The sequence below is a fragment of the Streptomyces sp. NPDC090119 genome, assembly GCF_044747085.1.
GTDB lineage: Bacteria > Actinomycetota > Actinomycetes > Streptomycetales > Streptomycetaceae > Streptomyces.
Genome location: NZ_JBIVDK010000002.1, coordinates 73,755 through 99,863, shown reverse-complemented (window position 1 = coordinate 99,863; position 26,109 = coordinate 73,755). Strand labels below are relative to the sequence as shown.

General features: G+C 70.4%; 28 protein-coding genes. 17 read left to right on the top strand and 11 right to left on the bottom strand.

Annotated elements, in window-relative coordinates; translation table 11 throughout:
- Positions 1-243: 243 nt before the first annotated feature.
- From ACIPPM_RS07845 to ACIPPM_RS07830, 4 genes are all read left to right on the top strand, one after another.
- Complete coding sequence (locus ACIPPM_RS07845) at positions 244-1,230, top strand: heme o synthase (protein ID WP_393597424.1); 987 nt, start codon at positions 244-246, stop codon at positions 1,228-1,230.
- 65 nt (positions 1,231-1,295) lie between these two features.
- Positions 1,296-1,610: a hypothetical protein gene (locus tag ACIPPM_RS07840; protein ID WP_393603651.1), complete on the top strand. Its 315-nt coding sequence runs from the start codon at positions 1,296-1,298 to the stop codon at positions 1,608-1,610.
- A gap of 76 nt (positions 1,611-1,686) precedes the next feature.
- Positions 1,687-2,787 (top strand): amidohydrolase, encoded by a 1,101-nt coding sequence (locus tag ACIPPM_RS07835; protein ID WP_401444435.1) that lies wholly within the window; start codon positions 1,687-1,689, stop codon positions 2,785-2,787.
- A gap of 38 nt (positions 2,788-2,825) precedes the next feature.
- Positions 2,826-3,557, top strand: a complete 732-nt coding sequence (locus ACIPPM_RS07830) for a nucleotidyltransferase (protein WP_401444434.1) — start codon at positions 2,826-2,828, stop codon at positions 3,555-3,557.
- Between the two features lies 1 nt (position 3,558).
- Here the strand turns inward: ACIPPM_RS07830 and ACIPPM_RS07825 are convergent, their stop codons facing one another.
- Genes ACIPPM_RS07825 through ACIPPM_RS07810 form a run of 4 tightly spaced genes read right to left on the bottom strand, consistent with a single transcriptional unit; the run spans position 3,559 to position 7,164 of the window.
- Positions 3,559-4,569, bottom strand: a complete 1,011-nt coding sequence (locus ACIPPM_RS07825; protein WP_401444433.1) for a heme A synthase — start codon at positions 4,567-4,569, stop codon at positions 3,559-3,561.
- A gap of 57 nt (positions 4,570-4,626) precedes the next feature.
- Positions 4,627-5,397: an ABC transporter permease gene (locus ACIPPM_RS07820; RefSeq protein ID WP_401444431.1), complete on the bottom strand. Its 771-nt coding sequence runs from the start codon at positions 5,395-5,397 to the stop codon at positions 4,627-4,629.
- The gene (locus ACIPPM_RS07815; RefSeq protein WP_401444429.1) at positions 5,394-6,317 is read right to left on the bottom strand and encodes an ABC transporter ATP-binding protein; all 924 of its coding nucleotides are present in this window, start codon (positions 6,315-6,317) and stop codon (positions 5,394-5,396) included. Before ACIPPM_RS07815 ends, ACIPPM_RS07820 begins: the two co-directional genes overlap by 4 nt.
- Positions 6,318-6,348: 31 nt before the next feature.
- The gene (locus ACIPPM_RS07810) at positions 6,349-7,164 is read right to left on the bottom strand and encodes an aminoglycoside N(3)-acetyltransferase (protein WP_401444427.1); all 816 of its coding nucleotides are present in this window, start codon (positions 7,162-7,164) and stop codon (positions 6,349-6,351) included.
- A 183-nt stretch (positions 7,165-7,347) separates the two neighbouring features.
- Between ACIPPM_RS07810 and ACIPPM_RS07805 the strand changes: the two genes are divergently transcribed.
- The 9 genes from ACIPPM_RS07805 (at position 7,348) to dapD (ending at position 15,083) form a co-directional block, all read left to right on the top strand.
- Positions 7,348-8,106, top strand: coding sequence for a helix-turn-helix transcriptional regulator (locus ACIPPM_RS07805; protein WP_401444425.1), 759 nt, complete (start codon positions 7,348-7,350; stop codon positions 8,104-8,106).
- Positions 8,103-9,524, top strand: a complete 1,422-nt coding sequence (gene sufB / locus ACIPPM_RS07800) for a Fe-S cluster assembly protein SufB (RefSeq protein ID WP_161146789.1) — start codon at positions 8,103-8,105, stop codon at positions 9,522-9,524. Before ACIPPM_RS07805 ends, sufB begins: the two co-directional genes overlap by 4 nt.
- Before the next feature lie 57 nt (positions 9,525-9,581).
- Complete coding sequence (gene sufD / locus ACIPPM_RS07795) at positions 9,582-10,805, top strand: Fe-S cluster assembly protein SufD (RefSeq protein ID WP_401444422.1); 1,224 nt, start codon at positions 9,582-9,584, stop codon at positions 10,803-10,805.
- Positions 10,802-11,125, top strand: coding sequence for a non-heme iron oxygenase ferredoxin subunit (locus ACIPPM_RS07790; RefSeq protein ID WP_030815347.1), 324 nt, complete (start codon positions 10,802-10,804; stop codon positions 11,123-11,125). The genes sufD and ACIPPM_RS07790 overlap by 4 nt, the downstream gene beginning before the upstream one ends.
- A gap of 7 nt (positions 11,126-11,132) precedes the next feature.
- Positions 11,133-11,897 carry a Fe-S cluster assembly ATPase SufC gene (gene sufC / locus ACIPPM_RS07785; protein ID WP_164192634.1) on the top strand — a complete coding sequence of 255 codons (765 nt, stop codon included), beginning with the start codon at positions 11,133-11,135 and terminating at the stop codon, positions 11,895-11,897.
- Positions 11,894-13,150 (top strand): cysteine desulfurase, encoded by a 1,257-nt coding sequence (locus ACIPPM_RS07780; RefSeq protein WP_401444418.1) that lies wholly within the window; start codon positions 11,894-11,896, stop codon positions 13,148-13,150. The genes sufC and ACIPPM_RS07780 overlap by 4 nt, the downstream gene beginning before the upstream one ends.
- Before the next feature lie 18 nt (positions 13,151-13,168).
- Positions 13,169-13,642, top strand: coding sequence for a Fe-S cluster assembly sulfur transfer protein SufU (gene sufU / locus ACIPPM_RS07775; protein ID WP_388991962.1), 474 nt, complete (start codon positions 13,169-13,171; stop codon positions 13,640-13,642).
- A complete protein-coding gene (locus tag ACIPPM_RS07770; protein WP_388991959.1) occupies positions 13,639-13,971 on the top strand; it encodes a metal-sulfur cluster assembly factor in 333 nt (110 codons plus the stop codon). Before sufU ends, ACIPPM_RS07770 begins: the two co-directional genes overlap by 4 nt.
- A 125-nt stretch (positions 13,972-14,096) precedes the next feature.
- The gene (gene dapD, locus ACIPPM_RS07765; RefSeq protein WP_401444415.1) at positions 14,097-15,083 is read left to right on the top strand and encodes a 2,3,4,5-tetrahydropyridine-2,6-dicarboxylate N-succinyltransferase; all 987 of its coding nucleotides are present in this window, start codon (positions 14,097-14,099) and stop codon (positions 15,081-15,083) included.
- Between the two features lie 83 nt (positions 15,084-15,166).
- On the opposite strand, the gene ACIPPM_RS07760 is transcribed toward dapD, so the two are convergent.
- The 3 genes from ACIPPM_RS07760 to ACIPPM_RS07750 all read right to left on the bottom strand — a co-directional run bounded on the left by ACIPPM_RS07760 (position 15,167) and on the right by ACIPPM_RS07750 (position 16,317).
- On the bottom strand, positions 15,167-15,631 hold the full coding sequence (locus ACIPPM_RS07760; RefSeq protein ID WP_401444412.1) for a hypothetical protein: 465 nt from the start codon (positions 15,629-15,631) through the stop codon (positions 15,167-15,169).
- Between the two features lie 105 nt (positions 15,632-15,736).
- Positions 15,737-15,904, bottom strand: a complete 168-nt coding sequence (locus ACIPPM_RS07755) for a hypothetical protein (RefSeq protein WP_401444410.1) — start codon at positions 15,902-15,904, stop codon at positions 15,737-15,739.
- A complete protein-coding gene (locus ACIPPM_RS07750; RefSeq protein ID WP_401444408.1) occupies positions 15,901-16,317 on the bottom strand; it encodes an ATP-binding protein in 417 nt (138 codons plus the stop codon). Before ACIPPM_RS07750 ends, ACIPPM_RS07755 begins: the two co-directional genes overlap by 4 nt.
- A 214-nt stretch (positions 16,318-16,531) precedes the next feature.
- Between ACIPPM_RS07750 and ACIPPM_RS07745 the strand changes: the two genes are divergently transcribed.
- Both ACIPPM_RS07745 and ACIPPM_RS07740 read left to right on the top strand, forming a co-directional pair.
- Positions 16,532-17,290, top strand: a complete 759-nt coding sequence (locus ACIPPM_RS07745) for a DUF6879 family protein (RefSeq protein WP_401444406.1) — start codon at positions 16,532-16,534, stop codon at positions 17,288-17,290.
- Between the two features lie 15 nt (positions 17,291-17,305).
- Positions 17,306-18,157 (top strand): helix-turn-helix domain-containing protein, encoded by an 852-nt coding sequence (locus ACIPPM_RS07740; protein WP_401444404.1) that lies wholly within the window; start codon positions 17,306-17,308, stop codon positions 18,155-18,157.
- Here the strand turns inward: ACIPPM_RS07740 and ACIPPM_RS07735 are convergent.
- From ACIPPM_RS07735 to ACIPPM_RS07725, 3 genes are all read right to left on the bottom strand, one after another.
- Positions 18,123-18,713 carry a TetR/AcrR family transcriptional regulator gene (locus ACIPPM_RS07735; protein ID WP_401444401.1) on the bottom strand — a complete coding sequence of 197 codons (591 nt, stop codon included), beginning with the start codon at positions 18,711-18,713 and terminating at the stop codon, positions 18,123-18,125. The genes ACIPPM_RS07740 and ACIPPM_RS07735 overlap by 35 nt on opposite strands.
- Positions 18,714-18,755: 42 nt before the next feature.
- The gene (locus ACIPPM_RS07730) at positions 18,756-20,177 is read right to left on the bottom strand and encodes an alkaline phosphatase PhoX (RefSeq protein ID WP_401444399.1); all 1,422 of its coding nucleotides are present in this window, start codon (positions 20,175-20,177) and stop codon (positions 18,756-18,758) included.
- A gap of 150 nt (positions 20,178-20,327) precedes the next feature.
- On the bottom strand, positions 20,328-21,755 hold the full coding sequence (locus ACIPPM_RS07725; RefSeq protein WP_401444397.1) for a hypothetical protein: 1,428 nt from the start codon (positions 21,753-21,755) through the stop codon (positions 20,328-20,330).
- A 264-nt stretch (positions 21,756-22,019) separates the two neighbouring features.
- On the opposite strand from ACIPPM_RS07725, the gene ACIPPM_RS07720 reads away from it, so the two are divergent.
- A complete protein-coding gene (locus tag ACIPPM_RS07720; protein ID WP_401444395.1) occupies positions 22,020-23,843 on the top strand; it encodes an endonuclease/exonuclease/phosphatase family protein in 1,824 nt (607 codons plus the stop codon).
- A gap of 76 nt (positions 23,844-23,919) precedes the next feature.
- Positions 23,920-24,816 carry a 4-hydroxy-tetrahydrodipicolinate synthase gene (gene dapA / locus ACIPPM_RS07715; protein WP_401444393.1) on the top strand — a complete coding sequence of 299 codons (897 nt, stop codon included), beginning with the start codon at positions 23,920-23,922 and terminating at the stop codon, positions 24,814-24,816.
- Positions 24,817-24,903: 87 nt separating this feature from the next.
- On the opposite strand, the gene ACIPPM_RS07710 is transcribed toward dapA, so the two are convergent.
- The gene (locus ACIPPM_RS07710) at positions 24,904-26,064 is read right to left on the bottom strand and encodes a TerD family protein (RefSeq protein WP_401446360.1); all 1,161 of its coding nucleotides are present in this window, start codon (positions 26,062-26,064) and stop codon (positions 24,904-24,906) included.
- Between the last annotated feature and the right edge of the window lie 45 nt (positions 26,065-26,109).

Genomic DNA, 26,109 nt, shown 5'->3' with positions numbered 1-26,109 from the left:
GGACTCATCCCGATCCGCCTCCCGACCGGCCCGGAAGCCGCTTGGCACATGAATACGGAGCCGCTCGTCCGAGTGCTCAACCGAGCCCGGGAAGACCTCGGACGGGCGGTGTGTCGCCGGGGGCGCCAACACGAGCCGACCCCGGCGAAAAACCGGATATGGGCAACGTCTAAAGTGGCGTGGTACGCGCGAGCCTTTACCCCGCTTTCACACGGGAACGCTCGCTTGATGTCTCTGTCAGGGGTGTGCGTGACGGCCGTCGAATCCCGTCCTGTGGGCACTTCCCAGGCCCTTGAGGCTCTGGGGGAGGCCGGTCCCGATACGAGCCGGAGCCCGGTCAACCGGTCGTTCGGAGCCCGTGTCAAGGGCTTCGTGGCGCTGACCAAGCCGCGGATCATCGAGCTGCTGCTCATCACCACGGTCCCGGTGATGTTCCTGGCCCAGCAGGGGGTGCCCGACCTCGGTCTGGTGCTGCTGACCTGTGTCGGCGGCTATCTCTCCGCGGGCGGCGCCAACGCGCTCAACATGTACATCGACCGGGACATCGACGCGCTGATGGACCGCACCTCACAGCGGCCGCTGGTGACCGGCCTGATCAGCCCGCGCGAGTGCCTGGCCTTCGGCATCAGCCTGGCGGTCGTCTCGACGCTGCTGTTCGGGCTCACCGTCAACTGGCTGTCCGCCTGGCTGTCGCTCGGTGCGCTCCTCTTCTATGTCGTCGTCTATACGATGATCCTCAAGCGGCGTACCTCGCAGAACATCGTCTGGGGCGGTATCGCGGGCTGTCTGCCGGTGCTGATCGGCTGGTCCTCGGTCACCAACTCGATGTCCTGGGCCCCGGTCATCCTCTTCCTCGTGATGTTCTTCTGGACGCCGCCGCACTACTGGCCGCTGTCCATGAAGGTCAAGGACGACTACGCCCGCGTGGGCGTGCCGATGCTGCCCGTCGTCGCCTCCAACAAGGTGGTCGCCCGGCAGATCGTGATCTACAGCTGGGTGATGGTCGCCGTCTCCCTGCTGCTGACCCCGCTCGGCTACACCGGCTGGTTCTACACCGTGGTCGCGCTCGCCGCCGGTGGCTTCTGGCTCTGGGAGGCGCACGGCCTGCAGAACCGCGCCAAGGCCGAGGTGACGGGGGGCAAGCTCAAGGAGATGCGGCTGTTCCACTGGTCGATCACCTACGTCTCCATCCTCTTCGTCGCCGTCGCGGTGGACCCCTTCCTCCGCTGACCCCTCCCGTTCCTCCGTGACCCCACCCGTCGCCCTTCGGCTTACTCGTCGGTAGCATCCCTGTCATGGCTGACACGGAGCAGGTTGACGCGAAGAGCGAGCGCCAGGTGAAGCGGCTCGCCCACCAGATCGGTACGTTCGCCAAGGCGCACGGCGGGGCCGAGGGGAACGTGGCGTACATGGGGGAGCGGGGCGCCCGGATCGCCCTCGTGGGCGAGGACGGCGAGTGGGGCAACCTCGTCGCCCCCAGCGTGGAGATCGGCCGCCGGGCGGTGGAGAAGGCCGGGGTCGCGCTCCAGGACGACTTCGACGGGGAGTTCGCGGCGAAGATCCGTACCTCCGCGTACGAGTGGAAGCGGATGGCCGGGATTCAGCTCTGAGTCCGCGGTCCGCGCCACCTGAACCTCTCCCGCCCCGTTAGGACGGTCAAGCAGCACACCGTTCACGGGAGCCTCGATGATCGACACGCCCATGCTCGTGGATCAGTACTGTCATGGGGTGCTCCGGACCGAACTGGGGCTCGGCACGTTCGAGGCGCGGCTGGGGCGGGGCGCGGGGCCCGCCGCGCCGGGGACCACGCTCTTCGACACGCAGACGGGGTTCGCGGTGCGGCGCTGGTGTCCGCCGCTGCTCGGTCTGGAGCCGCACTGCCCGCCCGCCCGCTATCTGGCCCGCCGCCGTGAACTGGGCGTGCTGGAGGCGGGACGCAGGCTGCTGCGCGGGTCCGGGATCACCACCTACCTGGTCTCCAGCGGGCTGCCCGACGATCTCACCGGGCCCGAGGAGATGGCCGCCGCGGGGGACGCGGAGGCGCGCGAGGTGGTCCGGCTGGAGCCGCTGGCCGCGCAGGTCGCCGACACCTCCGGGACCGTCGCCTCGTTCCTCGCCAATCTGGCCGAATCGGTGCACGGGGCCGCCACGCACGCCGTCGCCTTCGCGGCCACGGCCCCGCTCGCCGACGGGGGTCCGGCCCTCGCCCCCGAACCACCCGGTCCCGGCGCGGTACGGGCCGCCGCCGCACGCTGGCTGGCCGGACGGCGCGTAGGGGCGGAGCCCACCGATCCCGCACTGCTGGGCCACCTGCTGTGGACCGCGGTCGCCACCGGCCGCCCGCTCCAGCTGCACGCCGGTCCCGAGGGCCCCGGTGTACGCACCGACCCCGCCCCGCTCACCGGCTTCGTACGGGCCACCGCGGGGCTCGGCACCGACCTGGTCCTGCTGCCCGGCCACCTCCACCACCGCCACGCCGCCCGGCTGGCCGCCGCCCACCCGCATGTCTACGCCGACTCCGGCGCCGCCCTCGCCCGCACCGGCGCCCGCGCGGCCACGGTCCTCGCGGACATCCTGGAACTCGCCCCCTTCGGCAAGATCCTCTTCTCCACCGGCGCCCAGTCCCTCCCCGAACTGCACGTCGTCGGCGCCCACCTCTTCCGCGAGGCCCTGAACCGGGTGCTCGGCACCTGGGTCACCGAGGGCGCCTGGTCCGCCACGGACGCCCGCCGGGTCGCCCACCTCCTCGCGGCGGACAACGCCCACCGGGTGTACGGGCTGCGCTGACCCTGTACGGACGGCCGCCGGTCCCCCACACTCGCTCCATGCCGACCGAAGCGCTCCTCGCCCGCTTCCTGGACGACCTCGCACCCTTCCGTCCGCTCGCCGTCTGGGCCCATGGCTCCCTGGGCGGCGGGGACTACCAGGAGGGCCGCAGCGACCTCGACCTGATCGCGGTCCTGCCCGGCCCGCTGACCCCGGCCGCTCTGGTGCGGCTGATCGTGCTGCACCGCAGGCTGCGCACCGAACCCCTGGCGGGCAAGCTGCACTGCTCGTACCTGACCCCGGGCACCGCGGCCGATCCGGCGAGGTCACATCCGACCTGGGCGCACGACGGGGTCAGACGGCGCCCGGTCACCCCGGTGACCCGGAGCGAGCTGCACGCGTTCGGCCGGGTGCTGCACGGGGCGCCGCCCGCCGCGTATCTGCCACCGATGCCGGACCGGGAGCTGCGGGACTTCGTCGCGGCCGACCAGCGGGACTTCTGGCGCCCGACCGTGGACAAGGAGCGCCTGTGGACGCGGGACGTCTGGGTCGACCTCGGCCTGCTGACCTTCGCCCGCGCCACCGTGACCCTGCGCGAGGGGCGGCTGATCTCCAAGCGGCAGGCGCTCGCCGAGCTGCCCGCGCTGGGGGCGCCGGGTGAGGTCGTCGAGGACGTCACCCGGCGGCGCTACGGGGAACAGGGCCCGGGGCCGTCGCCGGACCGCAGGGCCCGGCTGACCCGGGCCTACCTCGGCCCGGCCATCGACGCGCTGGTCGCCGGATACCGCTGAGTCAGGCGGGCGCGCCCACCGAGACCTCGGTCGCCGGGCCCGGGACGTGGGTCAGGGACTCGGGGCGCTCGCGGAGCGCGAGAAGGACGCGCAGCGTGGCGATCCACATGAGGCAGGAGCCGAACATGTGCAGGGCCACCAGGGCCTCGGGGAGGTGGGTGAAGTACTGGATGTAGCCCACCACACCCTGGCCCAGCAGGATCAGGAACAGGTCGCGGGTGCGGGACAGGGGGACCTTCGGGGCGTCCACGGCCTTGAGGACGAACCACAGGGCGAAGGTCAGCGTCACCACGATCCACGCCAGCACCGCGTGCAGCTTGGCGATCATCTCCCAGTCCAGCGGGATGCGCGCCACCTCGGAGGAGTCGCCCGCGTGCGGACCGGCGCCGGTCACCACCGTGCCGACCGCGATCAGCAGCGCGGACGCGACCACCAGGACCCACACCAGCTGCCGTACCGCTCCGCCGACCAGCGGACGCGGTTCCGCGTCGCCCTCACGGGTGCGCTGCCACATCACGGTGGCCACGGTGATCAGCGCCGTGGACAGCAGGAAGTGCGCCGCCACGGTGTACGGGTTCAGGCCGACCAGCACGACGATGCCGCCGAGCACCGCGTTGCCCATGACCACCCAGAACTGCGCCCAGCCCAGCCGGGTCAGGCTGCGCCGCCACGGCTTCTGCGAGCGGGCGGCGATGATCGCCCAGCCGACGGCCGCGCAGAGCACGTACGTCAGCATGCGGTTGCCGAACTCGATGACACCGTGCACGCCCATGGCGCGGGTGGTGGTGAGCGAGTCGTCGGTGCAGGTGGGCCAGGTCGGGCAGCCCAGTCCGGAGCCGGTCAGGCGCACCGCGCCGCCGGTGACCACGATGACCACCGACATCACGAGTGCGGCGAGCGCCGCTCGGCGGACGGTCCGGGGGTCCGGGGTCCAGCGGTCGGCGATGAAGGCGAGTGGATTGCGGAGGGCCGCCGCGGCGTCGGCGGGGGTCAGCTTTGGCACGCGCACCATCGTAAGGCGCCGCTTGTGCACGCTTTCACGAGGGGGCCGTCCCGAGCCGTGCGGGACCTACTCCCAGCGGAAGAACTTCCCCGCCGCCCCGAGCCCCACGACCGCCCACACCGCGAGGATCGCCAGATCGCCCCAGGGCATCCCGGCGCCGTGCTGGAGCACGTCCCGCAGGCCGTCGGAGAGCGCGGAGATCGGCAGCAGCCCCAGGACGTGCTGCGCGGAGCCGAACTTCTCCAGCGGCACGATCACGCCGCCGCCCACCAGCAACAGCAGGAAGACGAGGTTCGCCGCGGCCAGCGTCGCCTCCGCCTTCAGGGTGCCCGCCATCAGCAGCCCGAGCCCGGAGAACGCGGCCGTGCCGAGGACGAGCAGCAGCAGGACGGCGGCCGGGTTGCCGTGCGGGGACCAGCCCAGCGCGAAGGCGATGACCGTCAGCAGGATCACCTGGAGCACCTCGGTGACCAGCACCGCGACCGTCTTCGCGGTCATCAGGCCCCAGCGCGGCAGCGGCGAGGAGGCGAGCCGCTTCAGCACGCCGTAGCGCCGCTCGAAGCCGGTGGCGATGGCCTGCCCGGTGAACGCCGTGGACATGACCGCGAGCGCCAGGATGCCGGGCGCGAGGAAGTCCACCGCCTTGCCGGACCCGGTGTCCACGACGTCCACCGAGCTGAACAGCACCAGCAGCAGCGTCGGGATCACCACGGTCAGCAGCAGCTGCTCGCCGTTGCGCAGCAGCATCCGCGTCTCCAGCGCGGCCTGCGCGGCGATCATGCGGGGGAGCGGCGCCGCTCCGGGCCTCGGGGCGTACGTGCCCGGCGCGGTCGTCATGAGCGCAGCTCCTTGCCGGTCAGTTCCAGGAAGACGTCTTCGAGGGTGTGCCGCTCCACCGAGATCCGGTCCGGCATCACCCCGTGCTGCGCGCACCAGGAGGTCACCGTGGCGAGCAGCTGCGGGTCTATCTTGCCGGTCACCCGGTAGCCGCCCGGCGTCAGCTCGTCGGCCGTGCAGTCCGCCGGGAGCGCCTTGAGCAGCGAGGCGACGTCCAGTCCGGGGCGCCCGCTGAAGCGCAGGGTGTTCTCGGCGCCGTCCCGGCACAGCTCCTCGGGCGAGCCCTGGGCGATGACCCGGCCGCCGTCGATGATCGCGACGTCGTCGGCGAGCTGCTCGGCCTCGTCCATGTGGTGCGTGGTGAGGATCACCGAGACACCGTCGGTACGCAGGTCCCGGACGAGGTCCCAGGTGGCGCGGCGGGCCTGCGGGTCGAGCCCGGCGGTCGGCTCGTCCAGGAAGACCAGTTCGGGGCGGCCCACGACGGCCATGGCGAGCGCGAGGCGCTGCTGCTGGCCGCCGGAGAGCCGCCGGTAGGAGGTCCGGCCGCAGGAGCCGAGTCCGAGGCGCTCGATCAGGGCGGCCACGTCGAGCGGGTGCGCGTGCAGCTTGGCGACATGGCGCAGCATCTCGTCGGCGCGGGCGCCGGAGTAGACGCCGCCGGACTGGAGCATCACGCCGATCCGGGGGCGCAGCGCGGCCGAGTCCCGCACCGGGTCGAGGCCCAGGACGCGCACCGTGCCGGAGTCCGGCCTCCGGTACCCCTCGCAGGTCTCGACCGTGGTCGTCTTGCCGGCGCCGTTGGGACCGAGTACGGCGGTCACGCCCGGCCGGGCCTCCAGGTCGAGGCCGTCCACCGCGGTCTTCTGGCCGTACCGCTTCACCAGGGCCTGGACCTGGACCACGGGCTCACTTCGCATGGGGTCAGAGTCTAGGGAGGCGCGGCGGTGATCAGGCGCGGGGGTCGGAGAACTCCTCCCCCCGGGGCTGGTGCACCGGCAGCCAGCGCTCGGCGTAGGCCACGGCGTCCGCGAGCGGGAAGAGCCGTGCCTCGGCCGTACCGATCAGGCCGCGCACGACCGGCCGGTCCCGCTCGAAGTCGTGGCCCAGCTCGTCGAACCGGTCCGAGTCGATGGACACGTCCCGCACCTCTTCCCAGCCACCGCCGGGCGCGGGCCAGCCGATCCGCTCGGAGGGGCACGGTACGCGGTATTCGGCCAGGTGGAAGGCGGTGCAGGAGCCGTAGCCGACACCGAGCAGCAGCACCCGTGCCCCGGCTCGCTCCAGCCGGGCCAGCGGACTGCGCTCGCCGAGCCGGCAGTCCGGGGCGTGCCCCCCGGTGATCTCGGCGGCGAGCGGCCCGAGCGCGGCGAACGAGGTCTGCGGGTGGGCGCTGCGCCGGACGCCCGGCCAGGTGCGTACGGTCTCCGGGACCGCCCCCATCCCCAGCGTGGGCGTGGTCCGGGGGTCGTAGGCGGGCATCGTCGCGCGGATGTCGTCCCACCACTGCTCGGGCGCCGGTGGATTGCGCCAGCGGGCCGGGTCGGAGAGCTGGACCGAGTGTGTGGGGACCGTCAGCGTGCCCGTCGGGCCGAGGGCGGCGAGGAGGCCCTGGACGACGGCGACGGGTCCGCCGTTCACCCAGCCGAGGGAACTCAGCGAGGAATGGACGAGGAGGGTCTCGCCGGGTTCGACACCCAGGTCGCGCAGTCGTCGGGAGATCGTGTCTCGTGTGATCAGCGGGCCGGTCGGGGCAGGTGTGGGCATGCGCGGAGTGTGTCGGGCCGGGGTGCCGGGCGCCAGCGCTTTTGGCTGGTGAGGGGGGTCGCGCAGGGTGACCCGGAGATCGTTTCCGCAGGTCAGGTTAGGTGTGCCTAAGTGACGCAGGGCACCGCCGCACGGTCCCGGTCCGGCTTGTCAGGCCCTCGGGAATTACGCAACAATAGCGTTGTGAAAAACGTCGGCGAGGCTCGGGAGACCCCCATGGGCACCCACGAGGAGCTTGCGACCGGTGAGCGTTCGACGCGCAACCGGGTCGCGCGGTCCATCCTGGACCACGGACCCTCGACCGTCGCCGAACTGGCCGGCCGGCTGGGCCTGACCCAGGCCGCCGTGCGGCGGCACCTGGACGCGCTCGCCGCCGACGACATCGTGCAGGCCCGCGAGCAGCGGGTGTACGGCGCCCGCACCCGCGGCCGCCCCGCCAAGGTCTTCGCCCTGACCGCCTGCGGCCGGGACGCCTTCGACCAGTCCTACGACCAGCTCGCCGTCGACGCCCTGCGCTGGATCGCCGAGCGCGAGGGCGGGGACGAGGCGGTCGCCGCCTTCGCCCGCGCCCGCATCGCCGCCCAGGCCGACACCTACCGCGCGGCCGTCGAGGGAGTCGAACCCGACCGGCGCGCCGAGGCCCTCGCCAGGGCCTTGACCGCGGACGGGTACGCTGCTACGGCACGCAGTGCCCCCCTCCCGCAACAGGGCGAGCAGCTGTGCCAGCACCACTGTCCGGTCGCCCACGTCGCCGAGCGGTTCCCCCAGCTGTGCGAGGCGGAGACGGAGTTCTTCGCCGAACTGCTGGGAACCCACGTACAGCGACTGGCGACCATCGCCCACGGCGACGGCGTCTGCACGACGTTCATCCCCAAGATTTCCAAGTCCGACAAGTCCGATCAGAGCCACCACGCAAGCACGGCCGGGAGGAACCCCGCATGACGCTCCCCACGGAGACTGCCCACCCCGAACTCGAGGGTCTGGGCAAGTACGAATACGGCTGGGCCGACTCCGACGTAGCCGGCGCCTCGGCCAAGCGCGGCCTGAGCGAGGCCGTCGTCCGCGACATCTCGGACAAGAAGTCCGAGCCGGAGTGGATGACCAAGCTCCGCCTCAAGGGCCTGAAGCTGTTCGAGAAGAAGCCCATGCCCAACTGGGGCTCGGACCTGTCGGGCATCGACTTCGACAACATCAAGTACTTCGTGCGGTCCACGGAGAAGCAGGCGGAGTCCTGGGAGGACCTGCCCGAGGACATCAAGAACACCTACGACAAGCTGGGCATCCCCGAGGCCGAGAAGCAGCGCCTCGTCGCCGGTGTCGCCGCCCAGTACGAGTCCGAGGTCGTCTACCACCAGATCCGCGAGGACCTGGAGGAGCAGGGCGTCATCTTCCTGGACACCGACACCGCCCTGAAGGAGCACCCCGAGCTCTTCAAGGAGTACTTCGGCACGGTCATCCCGGTCGGCGACAACAAGTTCGCGTCGCTGAACACGGCCGTGTGGTCCGGCGGCTCCTTCATCTACGTGCCGAAGGGCGTGCACGTGGAGATCCCGCTCCAGGCCTACTTCCGGATCAACACCGAGAACATGGGCCAGTTCGAGCGGACGCTGATCATCGTCGACGAGGACGCCTACGTCCACTACGTCGAGGGCTGCACCGCGCCGATCTACAAGTCGGACTCGCTGCACTCCGCGGTCGTCGAGATCATCGTCAAGAAGGGCGCCCGCTGCCGTTACACGACCATCCAGAACTGGTCGAACAACGTCTACAACCTGGTCACCAAGCGCGCCGTCGCCTACGAGGGCGCCACCATGGAGTGGGTCGACGGCAACATCGGCTCCAAGGTGACCATGAAGTACCCGGCCGTCTACCTGATGGGCGAGCACGCCAAGGGCGAGACCCTCTCCATCGCCTTCGCGGGCGAGGGCCAGCACCAGGACGCGGGCGCCAAGATGGTCCACATGGCGCCGAACACGTCGTCCAACATCGTCTCCAAGTCGGTGGCGCGCGGCGGCGGCCGTACCTCCTACCGCGGTCTCATCGAGATCGGCGAGGGCGCGGCCGGATCGAAGTCCAACGTGCTGTGCGACGCGCTGCTCGTCGACACGATCTCCCGCTCCGACACCTACCCCTACGTCGACGTCCGCGAGGACGACGTCTCCATGGGGCACGAGGCGACCGTCTCCAAGGTCTCCGAGGACCAGCTCTTCTACCTGATGAGCCGCGGTCTCTCCGAGGACGAGGCGATGGCGATGATCGTGCGCGGCTTCGTCGAGCCCATCGCGAAGGAGCTGCCCATGGAGTACGCCCTCGAGCTCAACCGGCTGATCGAGCTGCAGATGGAGGGCGCGGTCGGCTGACCGCCGTCCCGCACCCCCGTCAAGCCCTTACGCAAGAAAGCGAGCATTACGACAGCCATGGCTGAGGCTCAGAACTCCCCCAAGCCCTCGACTTCGCTCGGGCAGGGGGGACCCCCACCGGTGGGATCGACCACCGCCGGCTCGATCGCGGTTGCCGCCGAGTCGACCGTCGCCACGCGCATGAGCGCGCCCCCCTCCTTCGACGTCGCGGACTTCCCCGTCCCGCACGGCCGTGAGGAGGAGTGGCGGTTCACCCCGCTGGAGCGCCTGCGCGGCCTGCACGACGGCACCGCCGTCGCCACCGGCGAGGGACTGAAGGTCGTCATCGAGGCCCCCGAGGGCGTCACGGTCGAGAACGTCGGCCGTGACGACGCCCGGCTCGGCAAGGCCGGCACCCCGGTCGACCGTGTCGCCGCCCAGGCGTACTCGGCCTTCGAGCAGGCGTCGGTCGTCACCGTGCCCAAGGAGACCGTCCTCACCGAGCCGATCCGCATCGCGGTGCACGGCGAGGGCGGCACCGCCTACGGCCACCAGGTCATCGAGCTGGGCGCCTTCGCCGAGGCCCTCGTCGTCATCGACCACACCGGTGACGCCGTGCTCGCCGCCAACGTCGACTACGTGCTCGGCGACGGCGCCAAGCTGACCGTCGTCTCCGTCCAGGACTGGGACGACAAGGCCGTGCACGTGGCCCAGCACAACGCCCTCGTCGGCCGCGACGCCTCCTTCAAGTCCGTGGTCGTCACCTTCGGCGGCGACGTCGTCCGCCTGCACCCGCGCGTCAGCTACGCGGGCCCCGGCGGCGAGGCCGAGCTGTTCGGCCTGTACTTCACCGACGCCGGCCAGCACCAGGAGCACCGCCTCCTGGTCGACCACAACACCCCGCACTGCAAGTCCCACGTCGTGTACAAGGGCGCGCTGCAGGGCGAGGGCGCGCACGCGGTCTGGATCGGTGACGTGCTCATCGAGGCCAAGGCCGAGGGCACCGACACCTACGAGATGAACCGCAACCTGGTCCTCACCGACGGCTCCCGCGTCGACTCGGTCCCCAACCTGGAGATCGAGACCGGTGAGATCGTCGGCGCGGGCCACGCCTCCACCACCGGCCGCTTCGACGACGAGCAGCTCTTCTACCTGATGGCCCGCGGCATCCCGGAGCACGAGGCCCGCCGCCTCGTGGTCCGAGGCTTCTTCGCCGAGCTGGTCCAGCAGATCGGTCTCCCCGACATCGAGGAGCGCCTGCTCGTCAAGATCGAGGAGGAGCTGGAGGCCGCGGTCGCATGACGACGACCTTCCAGCGCGCCTGCGGACTGAGCGAACTGTCGGAGGACACCCCCAAGCGGGTGGAACTCGACGGCACGCCGGTCTCGGTCGTGAAGACCGAGGGCGAGGTGTACGCGATCTACGACATCTGCTCGCACGCGAACGTCTCCCTCTCCGAGGGCGAAGTGGAGGACGGGCAGATCGAGTGCTGGCTGCACGGCTCCTGCTTCGACCTCCGCAGCGGCAAGCCGTCCGGTCCGCCCGCGACGCGCCCCGTTCCCGTATACCCCGTAAAGATCGAAGGGGACGACGTGCTCGTCTCCCTCACCCAGGAGTCCTGAGGCACCCATGGCAACGCTTGAAATCCGAGACCTGCACGTCACCGTCGAGGCCGACAACGCCACGAAGGAGATCCTCAAGGGCGTCGACCTCACCGTGAAGCAGGGCGAGACGCACGCCATCATGGGCCCGAACGGCTCCGGCAAGTCGACCCTCGCCTACTCGCTCGCGGGTCACCCGAAGTACACGATCACCGGCGGCACCGTCACCCTCGACGGCGAGGACGTCCTCGCCATGTCGGTCGACGAGCGCGCCCGCGCCGGCCTGTTCCTCGCCATGCAGTACCCGGTCGAGGTCCCCGGCGTCTCGGTCTCCAACTTCCTGCGCACCTCCGCCACCGCCATCCGCGGCGAGGCCCCCAAGCTGCGTACCTGGGTGAAGGAGGTCAAGGAGAACATGGAGCGGCTCCACATGGACCCCTCCTTCGCCGAGCGCAACGTCAACGAGGGCTTCTCCGGCGGTGAGAAGAAGCGCCACGAGATCCTCCAGCTCGAGCTGCTCAAGCCGCAGGTCGCCATCCTCGACGAGACCGACTCCGGCCTGGACGTCGACGCCCTGCGCATCGTCTCCGAGGGCGTCAACCGCGTCCGCGAGACCGGCGAGACCGGCACCCTGCTGATCACGCACTACACGCGCATCCTGCGCTACATCAAGCCCGACTTCGTGCACGTGTTCTCCGGCGGCCGCATCGTCGAGTCCGGCGGTCCGGAGCTGGCCGACAAGCTGGAGAACGAGGGCTACGAGGCCTACACGAAGGGTGGAGTATCCGCATGATCCAGCTGCCGGGCCTCCTCGACACCGAGGCGATCCGCAAGGACTTCCCCATCCTGGACCGACAGGTCCACGACGGGCAGAAGCTCGTGTACCTGGACAACGCGGCGACCTCCCAGAAGCCGCGCCAGGTGCTGGACGCCCTGAGCGAGTACTACGAGCGCTACAACGCCAACGTCCACCGCGGCGTGCACGTCCTCGCGGAGGAGGCCACGGCGCTGTACGAGGGCGCGCGTGACAAGGTCGCCGACTTCATCAACGCGCCCAGCCGCGACGAGGTGATCTTCACCAAGAACGCCTCCGAGTCGCTCAACCTCGTGGCCAACATGCTCGGCTGGGCCGACGAGCCCTACCGGGTCGACCACGAGACCGAGATCGTCATCACGGAGATGGAGCACCACTCCAACATCGTGCCGTGGCAGCTGCTCGCGCAGCGCACCGGCGCGAAGCTGAAGTGGTTCGGCCTCACCGACGACGGCCGTCTCGACCTGTCCAACATCGACGAGATCATCACCGAGAAGACGAAGATCGTCTCCTTCGTGCTGGTCTCCAACATCCTGGGCACGGTCAACCCGGTCGAGGCGATCGTGCGCCGCGCCCAGGAGGTCGGCGCGCTGGTCTGCATCGACGCCTCGCAGGCCGCGCCGCACATGCCGCTGGACGTACAGGCGCTCGGCGCCGACTTCGTGGCCTTCACCGGCCACAAGATGTGCGGTCCGACCGGCATCGGGGTGCTCTGGGGCCGCCAGGAACTCCTGGAGGACCTGCCCCCGTTCCTCGGCGGCGGCGAGATGATCGAGACGGTGTCGATGCACTCCTCGACCTACGCGCCCGCCCCGCACAAGTTCGAGGCGGGCACCCCGCCGATCGCCCAGGCGGTCGGTCTCGGCGCGGCCATCGACTACCTGAACTCGATCGGCATGGACAAGATCCTCGCCCATGAGCACGCGCTCACCGAGTACGCGGTGAAGCGTCTTGGCGAGGTCCCCGACCTGCGCATCATCGGCCCCTCCACGGCCGAGGACCGCGGCGCGGCGATCTCCTTCGCGCTCGGCGACATCCATCCGCACGACGTGGGCCAGGTCCTCGACGAGCAGGGCATCGCCGTCCGCGTCGGCCACCACTGCGCGCGGCCGGTCTGCCTGCGGTACGGAATTCCGGCGACCACCCGGGCGTCGTTCTACCTGTACTCCACGCCCGCCGAGGTCGACGCACTGGTCGACGGGCTGGAGCACGTACGGAACTTCTTCGGCTGAGAGGCGTGGGCTGACACCGTGAAGCTGGACTCGATGTACCAGGAAGTCATCCTGGACCACTACAAGAACCCGCACGGGCGTGGTCTGAGGGACGGCGACGCCGAGGTGCACCACGTGAACCCGACGTGCGGCGACGAGATCACCCTCCGGGTGAAGTACGACGGGAGCAAGATCGCGGACGTGTCGTACGAGGGCCAGGGCTGTTCCATCAGCCAGGCCTCGGCGTCCGTGCTGAACGAACTGCTGGTGGGCAAGGACCTGCCCGAGGCGCAGAAGATCCAGGAGACCTTCCTGGAGCTGATGCAGTCCAAGGGCCGGATCGAGCCCGACGACGCGATGGAGGAGGTGCTGGAGGACGCGGTCGCGTTCGCCGGTGTCTCCAAGTACCCCGCGCGGGTCAAGTGCGCCCTCCTGAGCTGGATGGCGTGGAAGGACGCGACGGCCCAGGCCCTGGGCGAGGCCGGCGCGGACGCCGAAAGGAAGACGGCATGACCGACACCGCTGAGATGAAACCGGTCTCGGAGGAAGAACTCCGCGAGGCCCTGATGGACGTCGTCGACCCCGAGCTGGGCATCGACGTCGTCAACCTCGGTCTGATCTACGGCATTCACGTCGACGACGCGAACATCGCCACGATCGACATGACCCTGACCTCCGCGGCCTGCCCGCTGACGGACGTCATCGAGGACCAGGCCAAGTCCGTCACCGACGGCCTGGTCAACGAGCTCCGCATCAACTGGGTCTGGATGCCCCCGTGGGGCCCGGACAAGATCACCGACGACGGCCGCGAGCAGCTGCGGGCGCTGGGGTTCAACGTCTGAGGCTTGTCTTTTCACGGTGAAGGCGGCGATGCCCTCGGGCATCGCCGCCTTCGCGTACCCGGCGCGCCGCGCACCGATCAGGCGCCGGTTAGGCCCCCACCCCGCTCCCACGTTAGGTTTTCCGCATGACCGACACTGCTTCCCGTACCACCGGCGCCGTCGCCGCCGGCCTCGCCACCATCGCCGCCGACGGCACCGTTCTCGACACCTGGTTCCCGGCGCCCGAGCTGGTCGCGGAGCCGGGTCCCTCCGGCACCGAGCGCCTCTCGGCCGACGGTGCCGCCGAACTGCTGGGCGACAACGCCGTCTCCGCGCTCGGCCCGGACGCCCGGCGTGGCGTCGAGGTGGTCGCGGTCCGTACGGTCATCGCCTCGCTGGACGAGAAGCCGCTCGACGCGCACGACGTCTACCTGCGCCTGCACCTGCTCTCGCACCGCCTGGTCAAGCCGCACGGCCAGAGCCTGGACGGCATCTTCGGCCACCTCGCGAACGTCGCCTGGACCTCGCTCGGCCCGGTCGCGGTGGACGACATCGAGAAGGTCCGGCTGAACGCCCGCGCCGACGGCCTGCACCTCCAGGTCACCTCGATCGACAAGTTCCCCCGCATGACGGACTACGTCGCCCCCAAGGGCGTCCGCATCGCCGACGCCGACCGCGTCCGCCTCGGCGCGCACCTCTCCGAGGGCACCACCGTCATGCACGAGGGCTTCGTCAACTTCAACGCGGGCACGCTCGGCACCTCCATGGTCGAGGGCCGCATCTCCGCGGGCGTCGTCGTGGGCGACGGCTCCGACATCGGCGGCGGCGCCTCCACCATGGGCACCCTCTCCGGCGGCGGCGCGGTCATCATCGCCATCGGCGAGCGCTGCCTCGTCGGCGCTGAAGCGGGCGTCGGCATCGCGCTGGGCGACGAATGCGTGGTCGAAGCGGGCCTCTACGTCACCGCGGGCACCCGCGTCACGATGCCCGACGGCCAGATCGTGAAGGCCCGCGATCTCTCGGGCGCGTCCAACATCCTGTTCCGCCGGAACTCGGTTTCGGGGGCGGTGGAGGCTCGGCCTAATAACGCGGTGTGGGGCGGGCTGAACGACATTCTGCACAGCCACAACTGAGCCCGTACACCCGAGCGCCCTCCCGCCCAGCCTGGTGTGGGAGGGCGCTTGTGTGTGCGCCCGAGCGGGACCGGGCGCACACCTCACAAGTGCTGTTTCGCCGAGCCGACGAGTTGGCTGATACCGGTACGGGTCCGCTCTCTCAGCTCGTCCAGACCGGCCCTGCTGTCCACCTTGGGCAGCGTCATGATGACCTCGAGCAGGTCTGCCGCGGCCCGTCTCAGCCCTTCATCGTCCGTCAGCATGTCCACTCGGAAGAGGGCTTCCTGGGCGTTGGAGCGCAGGTCGTACGCGCGGATTCGTACCGCGTCGGGATCCTCCGGCGGTGGCTGTTCGTGCTGACAGAACCAGAGATGAACCAGACAGCGCCGATAGTTGACCAGCGCTCCGGCATAGGCGGAGTAGGCGTCGAGCCGCTCTTGCCGAAGCTTCTCGCGGCGAGTGAACCGCTGGCTCCTGTCCGTCGTGCGCTGCTGGAACGCCAGGGTGATCCCCGACCCGAGCAGCGTCCCCAGAACGGCTATGGCGCTGGCGATGATGGACTCCACACACCAACCTGATCACGTTCTGTCGGTTTGAGTGAGCTGTTGGCCCATCTTCATGCTCAATCGTCAAAGGTGATGCGATAGGGGGGTGTTGGAGCTGGAAGTACCTCAGGCCGGCCCGTCGTTCTCCGGCTCGCTGCAGTCGAGGGCGATGTCCGGGGTGGTGAGGGCAGCGGTCGTGCTGATTCGCAGCCAGCCGTCCGAGCCGAACATGTCGATCAACTGCGACAGGTGGGCTCGGGCCGTGCTGCGGCCGCCTGTCTCTTCGTCAGTCACCCGCGTTCCTCCAGGTTCGCCCACACGACCTTCCCCCAGCGCCGTTCGTCCGTGCCCCAGTTCGTCGTGAGTGCCATGACGACTACCAGGCCGCGACCGCTCTCGTCGTGGTCGTTCGGTGTGCGGGGCTCGGGCAGAGATCGGGAGAAGTCCGCCACGGCCACCCGGACCGTGCCCGGCGTGCTCCGCTCCACCACCACGCGGATGGACTCCCGTCGGGCATGTCGCACGGCGTTGGCCACCAGCTCGGAGGTGACCAGGACCGCGTCGTCGGCCAGGTCGTGCATGCCCCAGGCGGTGAGCGCGGCGCGTACCAGGCGGCGCGCGAGGCCAGCGCTTCCGGGTTCCCGCGGCAGCGTCTCGCTGTAGCCGGGATGCCCGGTCGGCCGGGCACGCGTGGTCGGATGGGGCATGTCGGTCTGCTTTCTCTGGACGGGCAAGCCTTGTAGCCGCGACACGCGACGGTAGGGAGCAAGGGTTGCGCCGCGCCACGCAAGTTGCGCGAAGTTGCTCTACTGCTCGGTGGAGTTGCGTAAGGTTGCTGATCCAGGCCAACCGAACATCGTGCATGGGGTGTTGGCCTCGTGGAAGCTTGGGAGATCAGTCCACGGACGGAAGGGCCTGATCATGACCCGACGACTGCGCTTCAATGGCACGGGCAGTGGTGTCAACGGATGCCCGTCCATTCATGAAGACCTCCTCACCGGTGAGGTCATCGTGCATGGCCCCGCCCTCACCGACCCCGACGACATCGCCCAGCTCCGGCACCTGAACGAGGGTGAGGTGCCCATCGTCGTGCCGCGCGAGCTGCTGGTGGACTTCGGCCCGAAGGAGGTCGCCCGAGTGCCCCATGTCATCGGGCTGGACGAATTCGATCGGCTCTTCACCCAGTTCGAGCACACGGCATGGCGCCTTGAGACGCGCCGCCGCTACGCGTCGGACGAACTCACCGACACCTACGCTCAAATGACGCGCGGAGAGACCGTCGACTGGGCGGGGGTGGACGCGGAATGGTGCGCGGAACGCCGCGAACAGGTGGCTCTCGGCAAGCGGTTCGAGCGTGTCCGCATCATCGACAATCCGCCCACGGCCGGCCAGCTCTACCTGCTCGACAACGCACGCCGTAACAGCGCCGTCGGGGAGAAGATCCTCAATGTGTGGCGAGAAGACGCCGACCGCCTTGGCCTGCCCGGTGAAGATTTCTGGATCTTCGATTCCCGACTGGTCGCCCTGCTCAACTTCGATGACGCCGACAACCTGATCAGCGTCGAGCTGATCACGGAGCCCGCCGCAGTACTGCGGTACTCGACGGTGCGTGACGCGGCGCTGCATCATGCCGTCCCGTACGAGGAGTTCGCCGGACGGTTGGCCGTGAAGGAGGACTGAGGCAGGTGCGTACCGGTGAGCACGGATTACCAGCAGGCACGAGAGGCACTCGGGGTACGCCTGCGCGAACTCCGGCTCTCCGCCCCTGGAGGCAGGCTCACCGGCGCTGAGGTCGCCGGACGCAACGGGTGGCACAAGTCCAAGGTCAGCAGGCTGGAGAACGGCAGGCAGACCCCGACCGCCGAAGACCTGCGCGGCTGGGCGGAAGCAACCGGTCAGCCGGAAGCGTACGAAGAGTTGGTCGCGCGCCTTCGTGGCTTCGAGTCCCACATCAGGTCATGGCGGCGTCACCTGGCCTCGGGGCACAAGGCCGTCCAGGACGCCCACCTGAGCGCTCATGCCGACGCCTCGGTGTTCCGCGGCTGGGAGTCCTCCATGATCTTCGGAATCCTCCAGACGCCGGACTACGCTCGGTCGGTCTTCACGAGGTACGCGGAGCTGCAAGCATCGCCACGCGACACCGAGGAGGCGGTCCGATCCCGGATGAAGCGGCAAGAAGGGCTGTACGACCCCGCGAAGCGGTTCCACCTCATCCTGTGGGAAGCCGCCCTCCGCGCCCTGATCTGTCCGCCGTCGGTGCTCGCGGCCCAGCTTGATCGCCTTGCGGGGGCCGTCGGTCTGGATACGGTCGAGCTGGGGATCATCCCCCTGTCCGCCCCGCTCAAGATTCCCCCGGCCACGGCCTTTTGGATCTACGACGATCGCCAGGTGATCGTCGAGAACTGGCACGCCGAGTTGTGGATCGACGACGGGGCGAGTGTCGACACGTATCTGCGGACCTGGAGGACGCTGCGGGAGTCCGCCGTGTACGGCATCGAGGCTCAGAAGCGCATCAGCGCGGCACGGCAGGCGCTGATCTTCCACTGAGGGGGACCACGGGCGTGGTTCGCTGTCGGATTCCGTCCAGCAGCAAGCCCAGGTACCGGCCGATCTCACCCTCTCCTCCCCCCAGCTCCGCCGCCGTAGCCACCCCGTGGGTCAGGCGGAGGAGGTCGGTCGGGGTCAGGTCGGGGCGGAGGGTGTTCTCGGACTGGGCGGACTCCAGTAGGCGGGTTGCCGTGGACTTCACCACCGTGCCGCAGGTGGTCAGGGGGGTGTCGGTGGCGGCTGTGCCCAGGAGGGTTTTCAGGCCACGGACCTGGATCGTCGCCGCGCAGACCTCATGCAGCCACTCCGTCAGGGCCTCGCCCGGGGGGAGCAGCCGGGACAGTTCCTCGCCGCGCTCACCCAGTGCGTCGATGCGCGCCGCGTAGGCCGCCTCCAGCAGCGCGCGCCGCGTCGGGAAGTGGCGGTACAGGGTGCCCGAGCCCACGCCTGCGCGCCTTGCGATGTCGTCCAGGGAAGCGCCCTCGCCGTGTTCGGCGAAGGCTGAGGCGGCGGCGTCAAGGAGGCGGGCGTGGTTGCGTCGGGCGTCTGCCCGCATGGGCCGTGCTTTCTGTCGGGCGGGGGTGCGTGCCCGCAGAGTTTAGCCGCGCCGCTGCCGCTTCCACGGCCCCGTGATCGCCAGCATGATGCCCGGCTCCTGGATGTTCGCGAAGAGGGTGTGGCCGTCGGGGGAGAAGGTGACGCCGGTGAACTCACTGTACGCGGGGGCGGATTCCGTGCCGGTGTTCAGTTCGTTGCGGGCTATCGGGTACGTGCGGCCGCTCTCCGTCGCGCCGAACAGGTGCTGTTCGCCCTCGCCGTCCTCGGCGATGACCAGGCCGCCGTAGGGGGAGACGGTGATGTTGTCGGGGCCGTCGAACGCGCCCCCGGTGCCGAGGAGGACCTTCAGCGTCAGGGTTCGGCGGCGGGGGTCGTAGAACCACACCTGGCCGTCGTGCTGGACCGGGCTCTCCTCGCGGGCGTAGGAGGAGACGACGTACACCCCGCCGTCGCCCCACCACATGCCCTCCAGCTTGCGGGCCCGCGTGACCTGGTCGTCGGTGAACTGCTTGCGGACCGGGGCCGTGCGCGCGTCGCGGTCGGGTACGTCGACCCAGTCCACGCCGTACACCGTGCCGGTGCGGGTGGCGCGGGAGAGGTCGTCCACGTAGCGGCCGCCGGAGTCGAAGCAGCGGAACGCCTGGAGGGTGCCCGCGTCGTCCGCGAGGGTGCGCAGTCGGCCCCGGCCGTGGTGGAAGCCCTCCGGCGGGGTCCAGCGATAGAGCAGGCCGTTGGGGCCGGAGGCGTCCTCGGTGAGGAAGAGGTGGCCGCGCTTGGGGTCGACGACCACCGCCTCGTGGGCGTAACGGCCCAGCGCCTTCAGGGGCTTGGGCGCACGGTTGGCCCGGTGGTCCGCGGGGTCGACCTCGAAGACGTAGCCGTGGTCCTTGGTCATGCCGTTCTGACCGGCCCGGTCCTCGGTCTCCTCGCAGGTCAGCCAGGTGCCCCAAGGTGTGCTGCCGCCCGCGCAGTTGGTCGACGTACCGGCGATGCCCACCCACTCGGCGACGTGGTCCCGGCGCACCTCCACCACCGTGCAGCCACCCGCGGCCGCCGGGTCGTACACCAGGCCCTCGGTCAGCGGCACCGGGTGCTCCCAGCTCGCGCGCGGGCCCTTCAGCTCATGGTTGTTGACCAGCAGCACGGCGCCGCGCGGACCGGCGAAGGCCGCCGTGCCGTCGTGGTTCGACGGGGTCGACTCGCCCGAGTCCAGGCGGGTGCGGCCGCTGTACGTCACCACGCGGTACGAGAAGCCCGCCGGGAGCGCGAGGATGCCGTCCGGGTCGGGGATCAGCGGGCCGTAGCCGATGCCGGGGTGGCCGTGCGCGTCCTCCGCGCCGTCCAGGTCCGTGGCGGCGAGGGCCTGCGGGGCGGTGGCGAGGGCGCCGACGCTGCCCGCGAGCACGACCCCGGCACCGGTGACCGCCGTCGTCCTGGCGAAGTCCCTGCGGGTGAGCGACATGGTGTCTCCAGTGACGGTCGGGATGCCCGTGGCGGAGGGCGAGGGTGGCTGGCCTCGTTCGGCCCACACACTCCCGCCCTCCGCTGAACGGCAGTTGAACACCGCACCGCGCCGAGGACACCGCTGCCGTACACCCCTGGGACAGGGCCGTCAGTTCCCCTGCTGCTGCGACCTCGCCTTGAACGCCGCCTTGCGCGCCTCCTTGGCCACCCGCTTGTCCGGGTGCAGCCGACCCATCGCCTCCAGCACGTCCGGCGTCGCCGGGTGCTCCACCCGCCAGGCGGCCGAGAAGAATCCGCTGTGCTGCTCGGCCAGCCCCTCCACCAGCGCCTGCAGCTCCTCGGAGTTGCCCTCCGCCTGGAGCTGCGCGGCGATCGTGTCGACGGTCAGCCAGAACACCAGGTCCTGCGAGGGCGGGGGCACGTCCGGCGCGCCCCGCTCGCTCAGCCAGACCCGGGCGAGACCGCCCAGCTCCGGATCGTCCAGCACCTCCCGCAGCGCGGGCTCGGCCACCATGCCGACCAGGGAGAGCGCCTGCTGGCAGCGCAGCCGACGCAGCGGCGCCCCGGCGTCCGCACCCCGCGCGGCCGCCAGCAACTCCCGCGCGGCGGCGAGGGGTTCGCGCTGCCCGAGCCACTGCTCGGTCTCGGCGCGCGCGGCGAACTCACCGTAGGACGCGGTCCCGTCGAGCAGCGCGTCCGCGCCCTTGTCGGCCAGCTCGCCCACGGCCGGGGCCTCGAACCCGGCCTCCCGCAGCCGCGCGCGCAGGCCGTACAGCCCGAGCGGGGTCAGCCGGACCATGCCGTAGCGGGCGATGTCGTCCTCGTCGACCGGCTCGGCGGGCTCCTCCTCCGCGCCGGCCATCAGCTCCTCGTCGACCGGCTGGTACTCCACCAGGCCGATCGGCTCCAGCATCCGGAACTGGTCATCCAGCTTCATCATCGTGTCGGAGATCTGCTCCAGCACGTCGTTGCTGGGCTCGTCCAGGTCCTCGGGGACGATGACGGAGGCGGCCAGCGCGGGCAGCGGCACCGGGCTGTCGTCGGGGCCGTCCTCGCCGACGGTCAGCAGGTAGAGGTTGCCGAGCACGCCGTCGAGCAGCTCCGCCTCCCCCTCGGGGTCCCAGTCGAGTGACGAGAAGTCGATCTCGCCGCCCTCTTCCAGGGCCGCGGCCAGCCCGTCCAGGTCCGGCACCCCGGCGTCCGCGACGACCGTGTCCAGCGCGGCGAGCCAGAGCGTCAGCACGTCGTGCGGGGCGCCGGTCAGCAGCGCCAGGTCGGCGCCGGGGGCCACGGTCCCGGCCTCCTCGTCGGTGATCTCGACCAGGCCGGTGTCCACCGCCACCCGCCACGCCTCGGCGGCGTACGCGACGGCGTCGTCCCCGGTCAGCGCGAGCAGCTCGGCTGCCGCGGGCAGCTGCTCCTCGACCAGGCTGCCGCCCGCGTCGACACGGGTCTCCGGGCCCGCCCAGCGGGCGAGCCGGGCGGCGCGGGCGAGCAGCGGGGTGGACAGCGCGGCACGCGCCAGCTCCGCTTCGGGACGCAGCCGTACGGGCGGCAGGGGGGAGCTGTCTGACATCGGCTGGTTCTCCTCGGACCGGGAAAGCACTCAACCGCTCAGCCTAGACGGCTTTGGCCGCGGGCCGCCCGCTTCCGGCCCCGACCACCCCTCGTACGTGGCCGAAACCTTGACAACTCCAGCCGCGAGGCAGGAGATTGACGCGCGTAGAGGTGGGGGGACAACTGTTCACTCGGCTCTACGCGTGTCACAGAGGGCGACGAGCCCCACACGCCTACGTGCATTCCCGTCCCGGCGTTCCGTCACGTTCCCGGAGGAATCCCCTTGCCGAGCAGGACTTCCGCGCGTCTCGCCGCGCTCACCGTCGCCGCCGTGTGCGGCGCCGCGTCCGCCGTCGTCGCCACCTCGCCCGCGCACGCCGACTCGGTGCGCGTCCATGACATCCAGGGCACCACCCGCCTCTCGCCGTACGCGGGCAAGCAGGTCGCCGACGTGCCCGGCGTCGTCACCGCCGTACGCACCTACGGTTCGTCCAAGGGCTTCTGGCTCCAGGACCCGAACCCGGACGCCGACCCGGCCACCAGTGAGGGTGTCTTCGTCTTCACCAGCTCCACGCCGAAGGCCGCGGTGGGCGACTCGGTCACCGTCACCGGCACCGTCTCGGAGTTCGTGCCGGGCGGCACCGCCTCGGGCAACCAGTCGGTCACCGAGATCACCAAGCCCGTGGTCACCACCGTCTCCACCGGCAACGCGGTCCCGGCGCCGGTCGTGATCACCAAGCGCGCGGTGCCGGAACGATACGCCCCGGCGGGTGACCCGGCCGCGAACAACTCGATCAACGCCCTGCCACTCGCCCCCGCGACCTACGCCCTCGACTACTACGAGTCGCTGGAGGGCATGAACGTCCAGGTCAGCGACGCGCGCGTGGTCACCGGCACCGACCCGTACAGCGAGCTGTGGGTCACCGTGAAGCCGAAGGAGCACCGCACCGAGCGGGGCGGCACCCTGTACGGCTCCTACGACGCGCAGAACACCGGCCGCCTCCAGATCCAGTCCCTCGGCGCGACGGCGGACTTCCCGAAGGCGAACGTCGGCGACACCCTCGCCGGTACCACCACCGGCCCGCTGGACTTCAACCAGTTCGGCGGCTACACCCTGGTGGCCAGCGCCCTCGGCACGCTGGACAGCGGCGGCCTGGAGCGGGAGACCACGCGCAAGCAGGCGTCCGGCGAGCTGGCGGTGGCCACGTACAACGTCGAGAACCTCGACCCGTCCGACGCCACCTTCGACGCGCACGCGTCCGCGATCGTGAACAACCTGCGCTCGCCCGACATCGTCTCGCTGGAGGAGATCCAGGACGACAACGGCGCCACCGACGACGGCACGGTCGGCGCGGCCAAGACGGTCGGCAAGCTGATCGACGCCATCGTGGCCGCGGGCGGCCCGCGCTACGACTGGCGCTCCATCGACCCCGTCGACAAGCAGGACGGCGGCGAGCCGGGCGGCAACATCCGGCAGGTGTTCCTCTTCAACCCCGAGCGGGTGTCGTTCACCGACCGCGCGGGCGGCGACTCCACGACGGCGGTCGGCGTCGTCAAGGAGAAGGGCAAGGCCCGGCTGACGGTGTCGCCCGGCCGGATCGACCCGGCGAACGCGGCCTGGGCCAACAGCCGCAAGCCGCTGGCCGGGGAGTTCGTCTTCCAGGGCCGGACGGTCTTCGTGATCGCCAACCACCTCAACTCCAAGGGTGGCGACCAGCCGCTGACTGGGCAGTACCAGCCGGTGGTCCGCAGCTCGGAGACGCAGCGGCACGCGCAGGCGACGGAGGTCAACACCTTCGTCAAGTCCCTGCTGAGCGCCCAGAAGGACGCGGACGTCATCGCGCTCGGGGACATGAACGACTTCGAGTTCTCCGACACCGCGAAGATCCTGGAGGGTGACGGGCAACTCTGGTCGGCGATCAAGTCGCTGCCGCGCAGCGAGCGTTACACCTACGACTACCAGGGCAACGCGCAGGTGCTCGACCAGATCCTGATCAGCAAGGCGATCCGGCGGGGCTCGTTCGACTACGACAGCGTGCACATCAACTCGGAGTTCCACGACCAGATCAGCGACCACGACCCCCAGGTGCTGCGCTTCCGCCCCTGACTCTTCAGGTCTGCTTAGCCACATCTCGTAGCAGATTTAAGTGGAGCTTCATGATCGTGGTGTCGAGACTACGACCATGAAGCATCGGAACGCACCCTTCGGCCGCACGCTCTGCGCGATGGTCACCCCGTTCACGTCGGCCGGCACGCTCGACGTGGACGGGGCGGCCCGCCTGGCCACCCGTCTCGTGGCCGGTGGCTGCGACGGGCTGGTCCTGAACGGCACCACGGGCGAGTCGCCCACCACCACGGACGCGGAGAAGCGTGAGCTGATCACGGCGGTCCGCTCGGCGGTGGGCGACACCGTCCCGCTGGTCGCGGGCGTCGGCACGGCGGACACCCGGCACACGATCGAACTGACCCTGGCCGCCGAGAAGGCGGGCGCCGACGCGGCCCTCGTCGTCACCCCGTACTACAGCCGCCCCCAACAGGCCGCTGTGGAAGCCCACTTCCGGCAGATCGCGGACGCTTCGGGCCTCCCTCTGATGCTGTACGACATCCCCGGCCGTACGGGCACCCGCATCGCCCCGCCCACGATGATCCGCCTCGCGTCCCATCCCCGCATCGTCGCCGTCAAGGACTGCTCCTACGACTTCCTCGGCACCCAGAAGGTGCTCGCGGAAACGGAGTTGGCGTACTACGCCGGATGCGACGAACACATCCTCCCGCTGTACGCGGTGGGCGCGGCAGGCTGCGTGAGCACGGTCGCCAATGTGGTGCCGGGGGAGGTGTCCGGAATCCTGGCGGCGTTCGACGTGGGCGACACATCGCTGGCCGCCGAACTCCAGTCCCGCGTCACCCCGTTGATCGAGGCGCTGATGGCCTCGGACCTCCCGGGCACGGTGACGGTCAAGGCCCTGCTCAACGCCCTGAACCTCCCGGCGGGCCCGGTACGAGCACCACTGCTGGCGGCGGACGCGGAAATCACGGCGGACCTGCTGGCCCTTTACGAGGCCCTCGCCGAGCACCCGTGACAGGTTGCCGACCGTCGGGACGGACGCGCTCCGGCCGTCCGGCCGGGGTCCCGGTGACGGGCCCCGGCCTGGCGTCCTAGACCTCTGTCACAGAGCCGCGCCTCCCGGCTTCACCATGTTCCGCACCGTGCGGGCCTTCACGAAGTCGCCCAAGGCGGTCATGTCCCATTCGCCGGAATACTGGCGGATCAGCTTGGCCATCAGGACCCCCGTCTGGGGCTCCGCCGACGTCAGGTCGAAGCGGGCCAGCTCTTCGCCGGAGGTGGGGTCGATCAGGCGGCAGTACGCCTTGGCGACCTCGGTGAACTTCTGGCCGGAGAAGGAGTTCACGGTGAAGACCAGGCCGGTGACCTCCGGGGGGATGCGGCCGAGGTCGACCGTGATGACCTCGTCGTCGCCGCCACCCTCGCCGGTGAGGTTGTCGCCGGAGTGCTTGATGGCGCCGTTCAGGATGGACAGCTTGCCGAAGTAGCAGCTGTCGATGGCGTTGCGCTGGGGGCCGTAGGCGATGACCGAGGCGTCGAGGTCGATGTCCTTGCCGCGGTAGGCGGGCTCCCAGCCGAGGCCCATCTGGACGCGGGAGAGGAGCGGGGCGCCGCCCTTGACCAGGGAGACGGTCTGGTTCTTCTGGAGACTCACCCGGCCCTTGTCCAGGTTGATCTTGCCCGTGCCCGGCGCCGGAGCCTGGGGTGCCGGGGGCGTCTGGGGGACCGGGGGTGCCTGGGCGGCCGGAGGAGCGGAGACCGGCTGGGACGGTTCCTCCACCGTCACGCCGAAGTCCGTGGCGATGCCCGCCAGGCCGTTCGCGTACCCCTGGCCTACCGCGCGGGCCTTCCACTGGCCGTTGCGCCGGTAGATCTCCACGACCACCAGGGCCGCCTCGGCGCCGAGGCCGGGCGGGGTGAAGGAGGCGACGACCGCGCCGCCGTCCGTGTCGCGGATGGTGGCCGTCGGCTCGATGCCCTGGAAGGTCTGGCCCGCCGCGTCCGGGCTCGCGGTGACGACGATCTTCTCGATGTCCGGCGGCACCGCGGCCGTGTCGACCACGATCGCGTCCGGCGCGGAACCACCGCCCGAGCGGTAGGTCACACCGGGCCCGGTCGGCTGGTTGTAGAAGATGAAGTCGTCGTCGGAGCGCACCTTGCCGTCGGCGGTGAGCAGCAGGCCCGACACGTCGAGCCGCACCGGTGCGGCCACGTCCACCGTCACACGGGCGGCCGGAAGCGGGACGTTGGAGCCAGGGGTCATAGCGGTCATGCCGGGTGAACGAACGACATCACTTTGCCGTTCCCT

Excerpts from the sequence above, each read along its gene's own strand:
- ACIPPM_RS07825 (WP_401444433.1), bottom strand. The coding sequence starts at position 4,569 with ATGGTGCGCGTGCCAAAGCTGACCCCCGCCGACGCCGCGGCGGCCCTC.
- ACIPPM_RS07745 (WP_401444406.1), top strand. The coding sequence starts at position 16,532 with ATGACCCGACGACTGCGCTTCAATGGCACGGGCAGTGGTGTCAACGGA.
- ACIPPM_RS07840 (WP_393603651.1), top strand. The coding sequence starts at position 1,296 with ATGGCTGACACGGAGCAGGTTGACGCGAAGAGCGAGCGCCAGGTGAAG.
- ACIPPM_RS07770 (WP_388991959.1), top strand. The coding sequence starts at position 13,639 with ATGACCGACACCGCTGAGATGAAACCGGTCTCGGAGGAAGAACTCCGC.
- ACIPPM_RS07730 (WP_401444399.1), bottom strand. The coding sequence starts at position 20,177 with ATGTCGCTCACCCGCAGGGACTTCGCCAGGACGACGGCGGTCACCGGT.
- dapA (WP_401444393.1), top strand. The coding sequence starts at position 23,920 with ATGAAGCATCGGAACGCACCCTTCGGCCGCACGCTCTGCGCGATGGTC.
- ACIPPM_RS07725 (WP_401444397.1), bottom strand. The coding sequence starts at position 21,755 with ATGTCAGACAGCTCCCCCCTGCCGCCCGTACGGCTGCGTCCCGAAGCG.
- ACIPPM_RS07790 (WP_030815347.1), top strand. The coding sequence starts at position 10,802 with ATGACGACGACCTTCCAGCGCGCCTGCGGACTGAGCGAACTGTCGGAG.
- ACIPPM_RS07815 (WP_401444429.1), bottom strand. The coding sequence starts at position 6,317 with ATGCGAAGTGAGCCCGTGGTCCAGGTCCAGGCCCTGGTGAAGCGGTAC.
- ACIPPM_RS07810 (WP_401444427.1), bottom strand. The coding sequence starts at position 7,164 with ATGCCCACACCTGCCCCGACCGGCCCGCTGATCACACGAGACACGATC.
- sufB (WP_161146789.1), top strand. The coding sequence starts at position 8,103 with ATGACGCTCCCCACGGAGACTGCCCACCCCGAACTCGAGGGTCTGGGC.
- sufD (WP_401444422.1), top strand. The coding sequence starts at position 9,582 with ATGGCTGAGGCTCAGAACTCCCCCAAGCCCTCGACTTCGCTCGGGCAG.
- ACIPPM_RS07710 (WP_401446360.1), bottom strand. The coding sequence starts at position 26,064 with ATGACCCCTGGCTCCAACGTCCCGCTTCCGGCCGCCCGTGTGACGGTG.
- ACIPPM_RS07735 (WP_401444401.1), bottom strand. The coding sequence starts at position 18,713 with ATGCGGGCAGACGCCCGACGCAACCACGCCCGCCTCCTTGACGCCGCC.
- ACIPPM_RS07750 (WP_401444408.1), bottom strand. The coding sequence starts at position 16,317 with ATGCCCCATCCGACCACGCGTGCCCGGCCGACCGGGCATCCCGGCTAC.
- ACIPPM_RS07830 (WP_401444434.1), top strand. The coding sequence starts at position 2,826 with ATGCCGACCGAAGCGCTCCTCGCCCGCTTCCTGGACGACCTCGCACCC.
- ACIPPM_RS07820 (WP_401444431.1), bottom strand. The coding sequence starts at position 5,397 with ATGACGACCGCGCCGGGCACGTACGCCCCGAGGCCCGGAGCGGCGCCG.
- sufC (WP_164192634.1), top strand. The coding sequence starts at position 11,133 with ATGGCAACGCTTGAAATCCGAGACCTGCACGTCACCGTCGAGGCCGAC.
- ACIPPM_RS07835 (WP_401444435.1), top strand. The coding sequence starts at position 1,687 with ATGATCGACACGCCCATGCTCGTGGATCAGTACTGTCATGGGGTGCTC.
- dapD (WP_401444415.1), top strand. The coding sequence starts at position 14,097 with ATGACCGACACTGCTTCCCGTACCACCGGCGCCGTCGCCGCCGGCCTC.
- ACIPPM_RS07780 (WP_401444418.1), top strand. The coding sequence starts at position 11,894 with ATGATCCAGCTGCCGGGCCTCCTCGACACCGAGGCGATCCGCAAGGAC.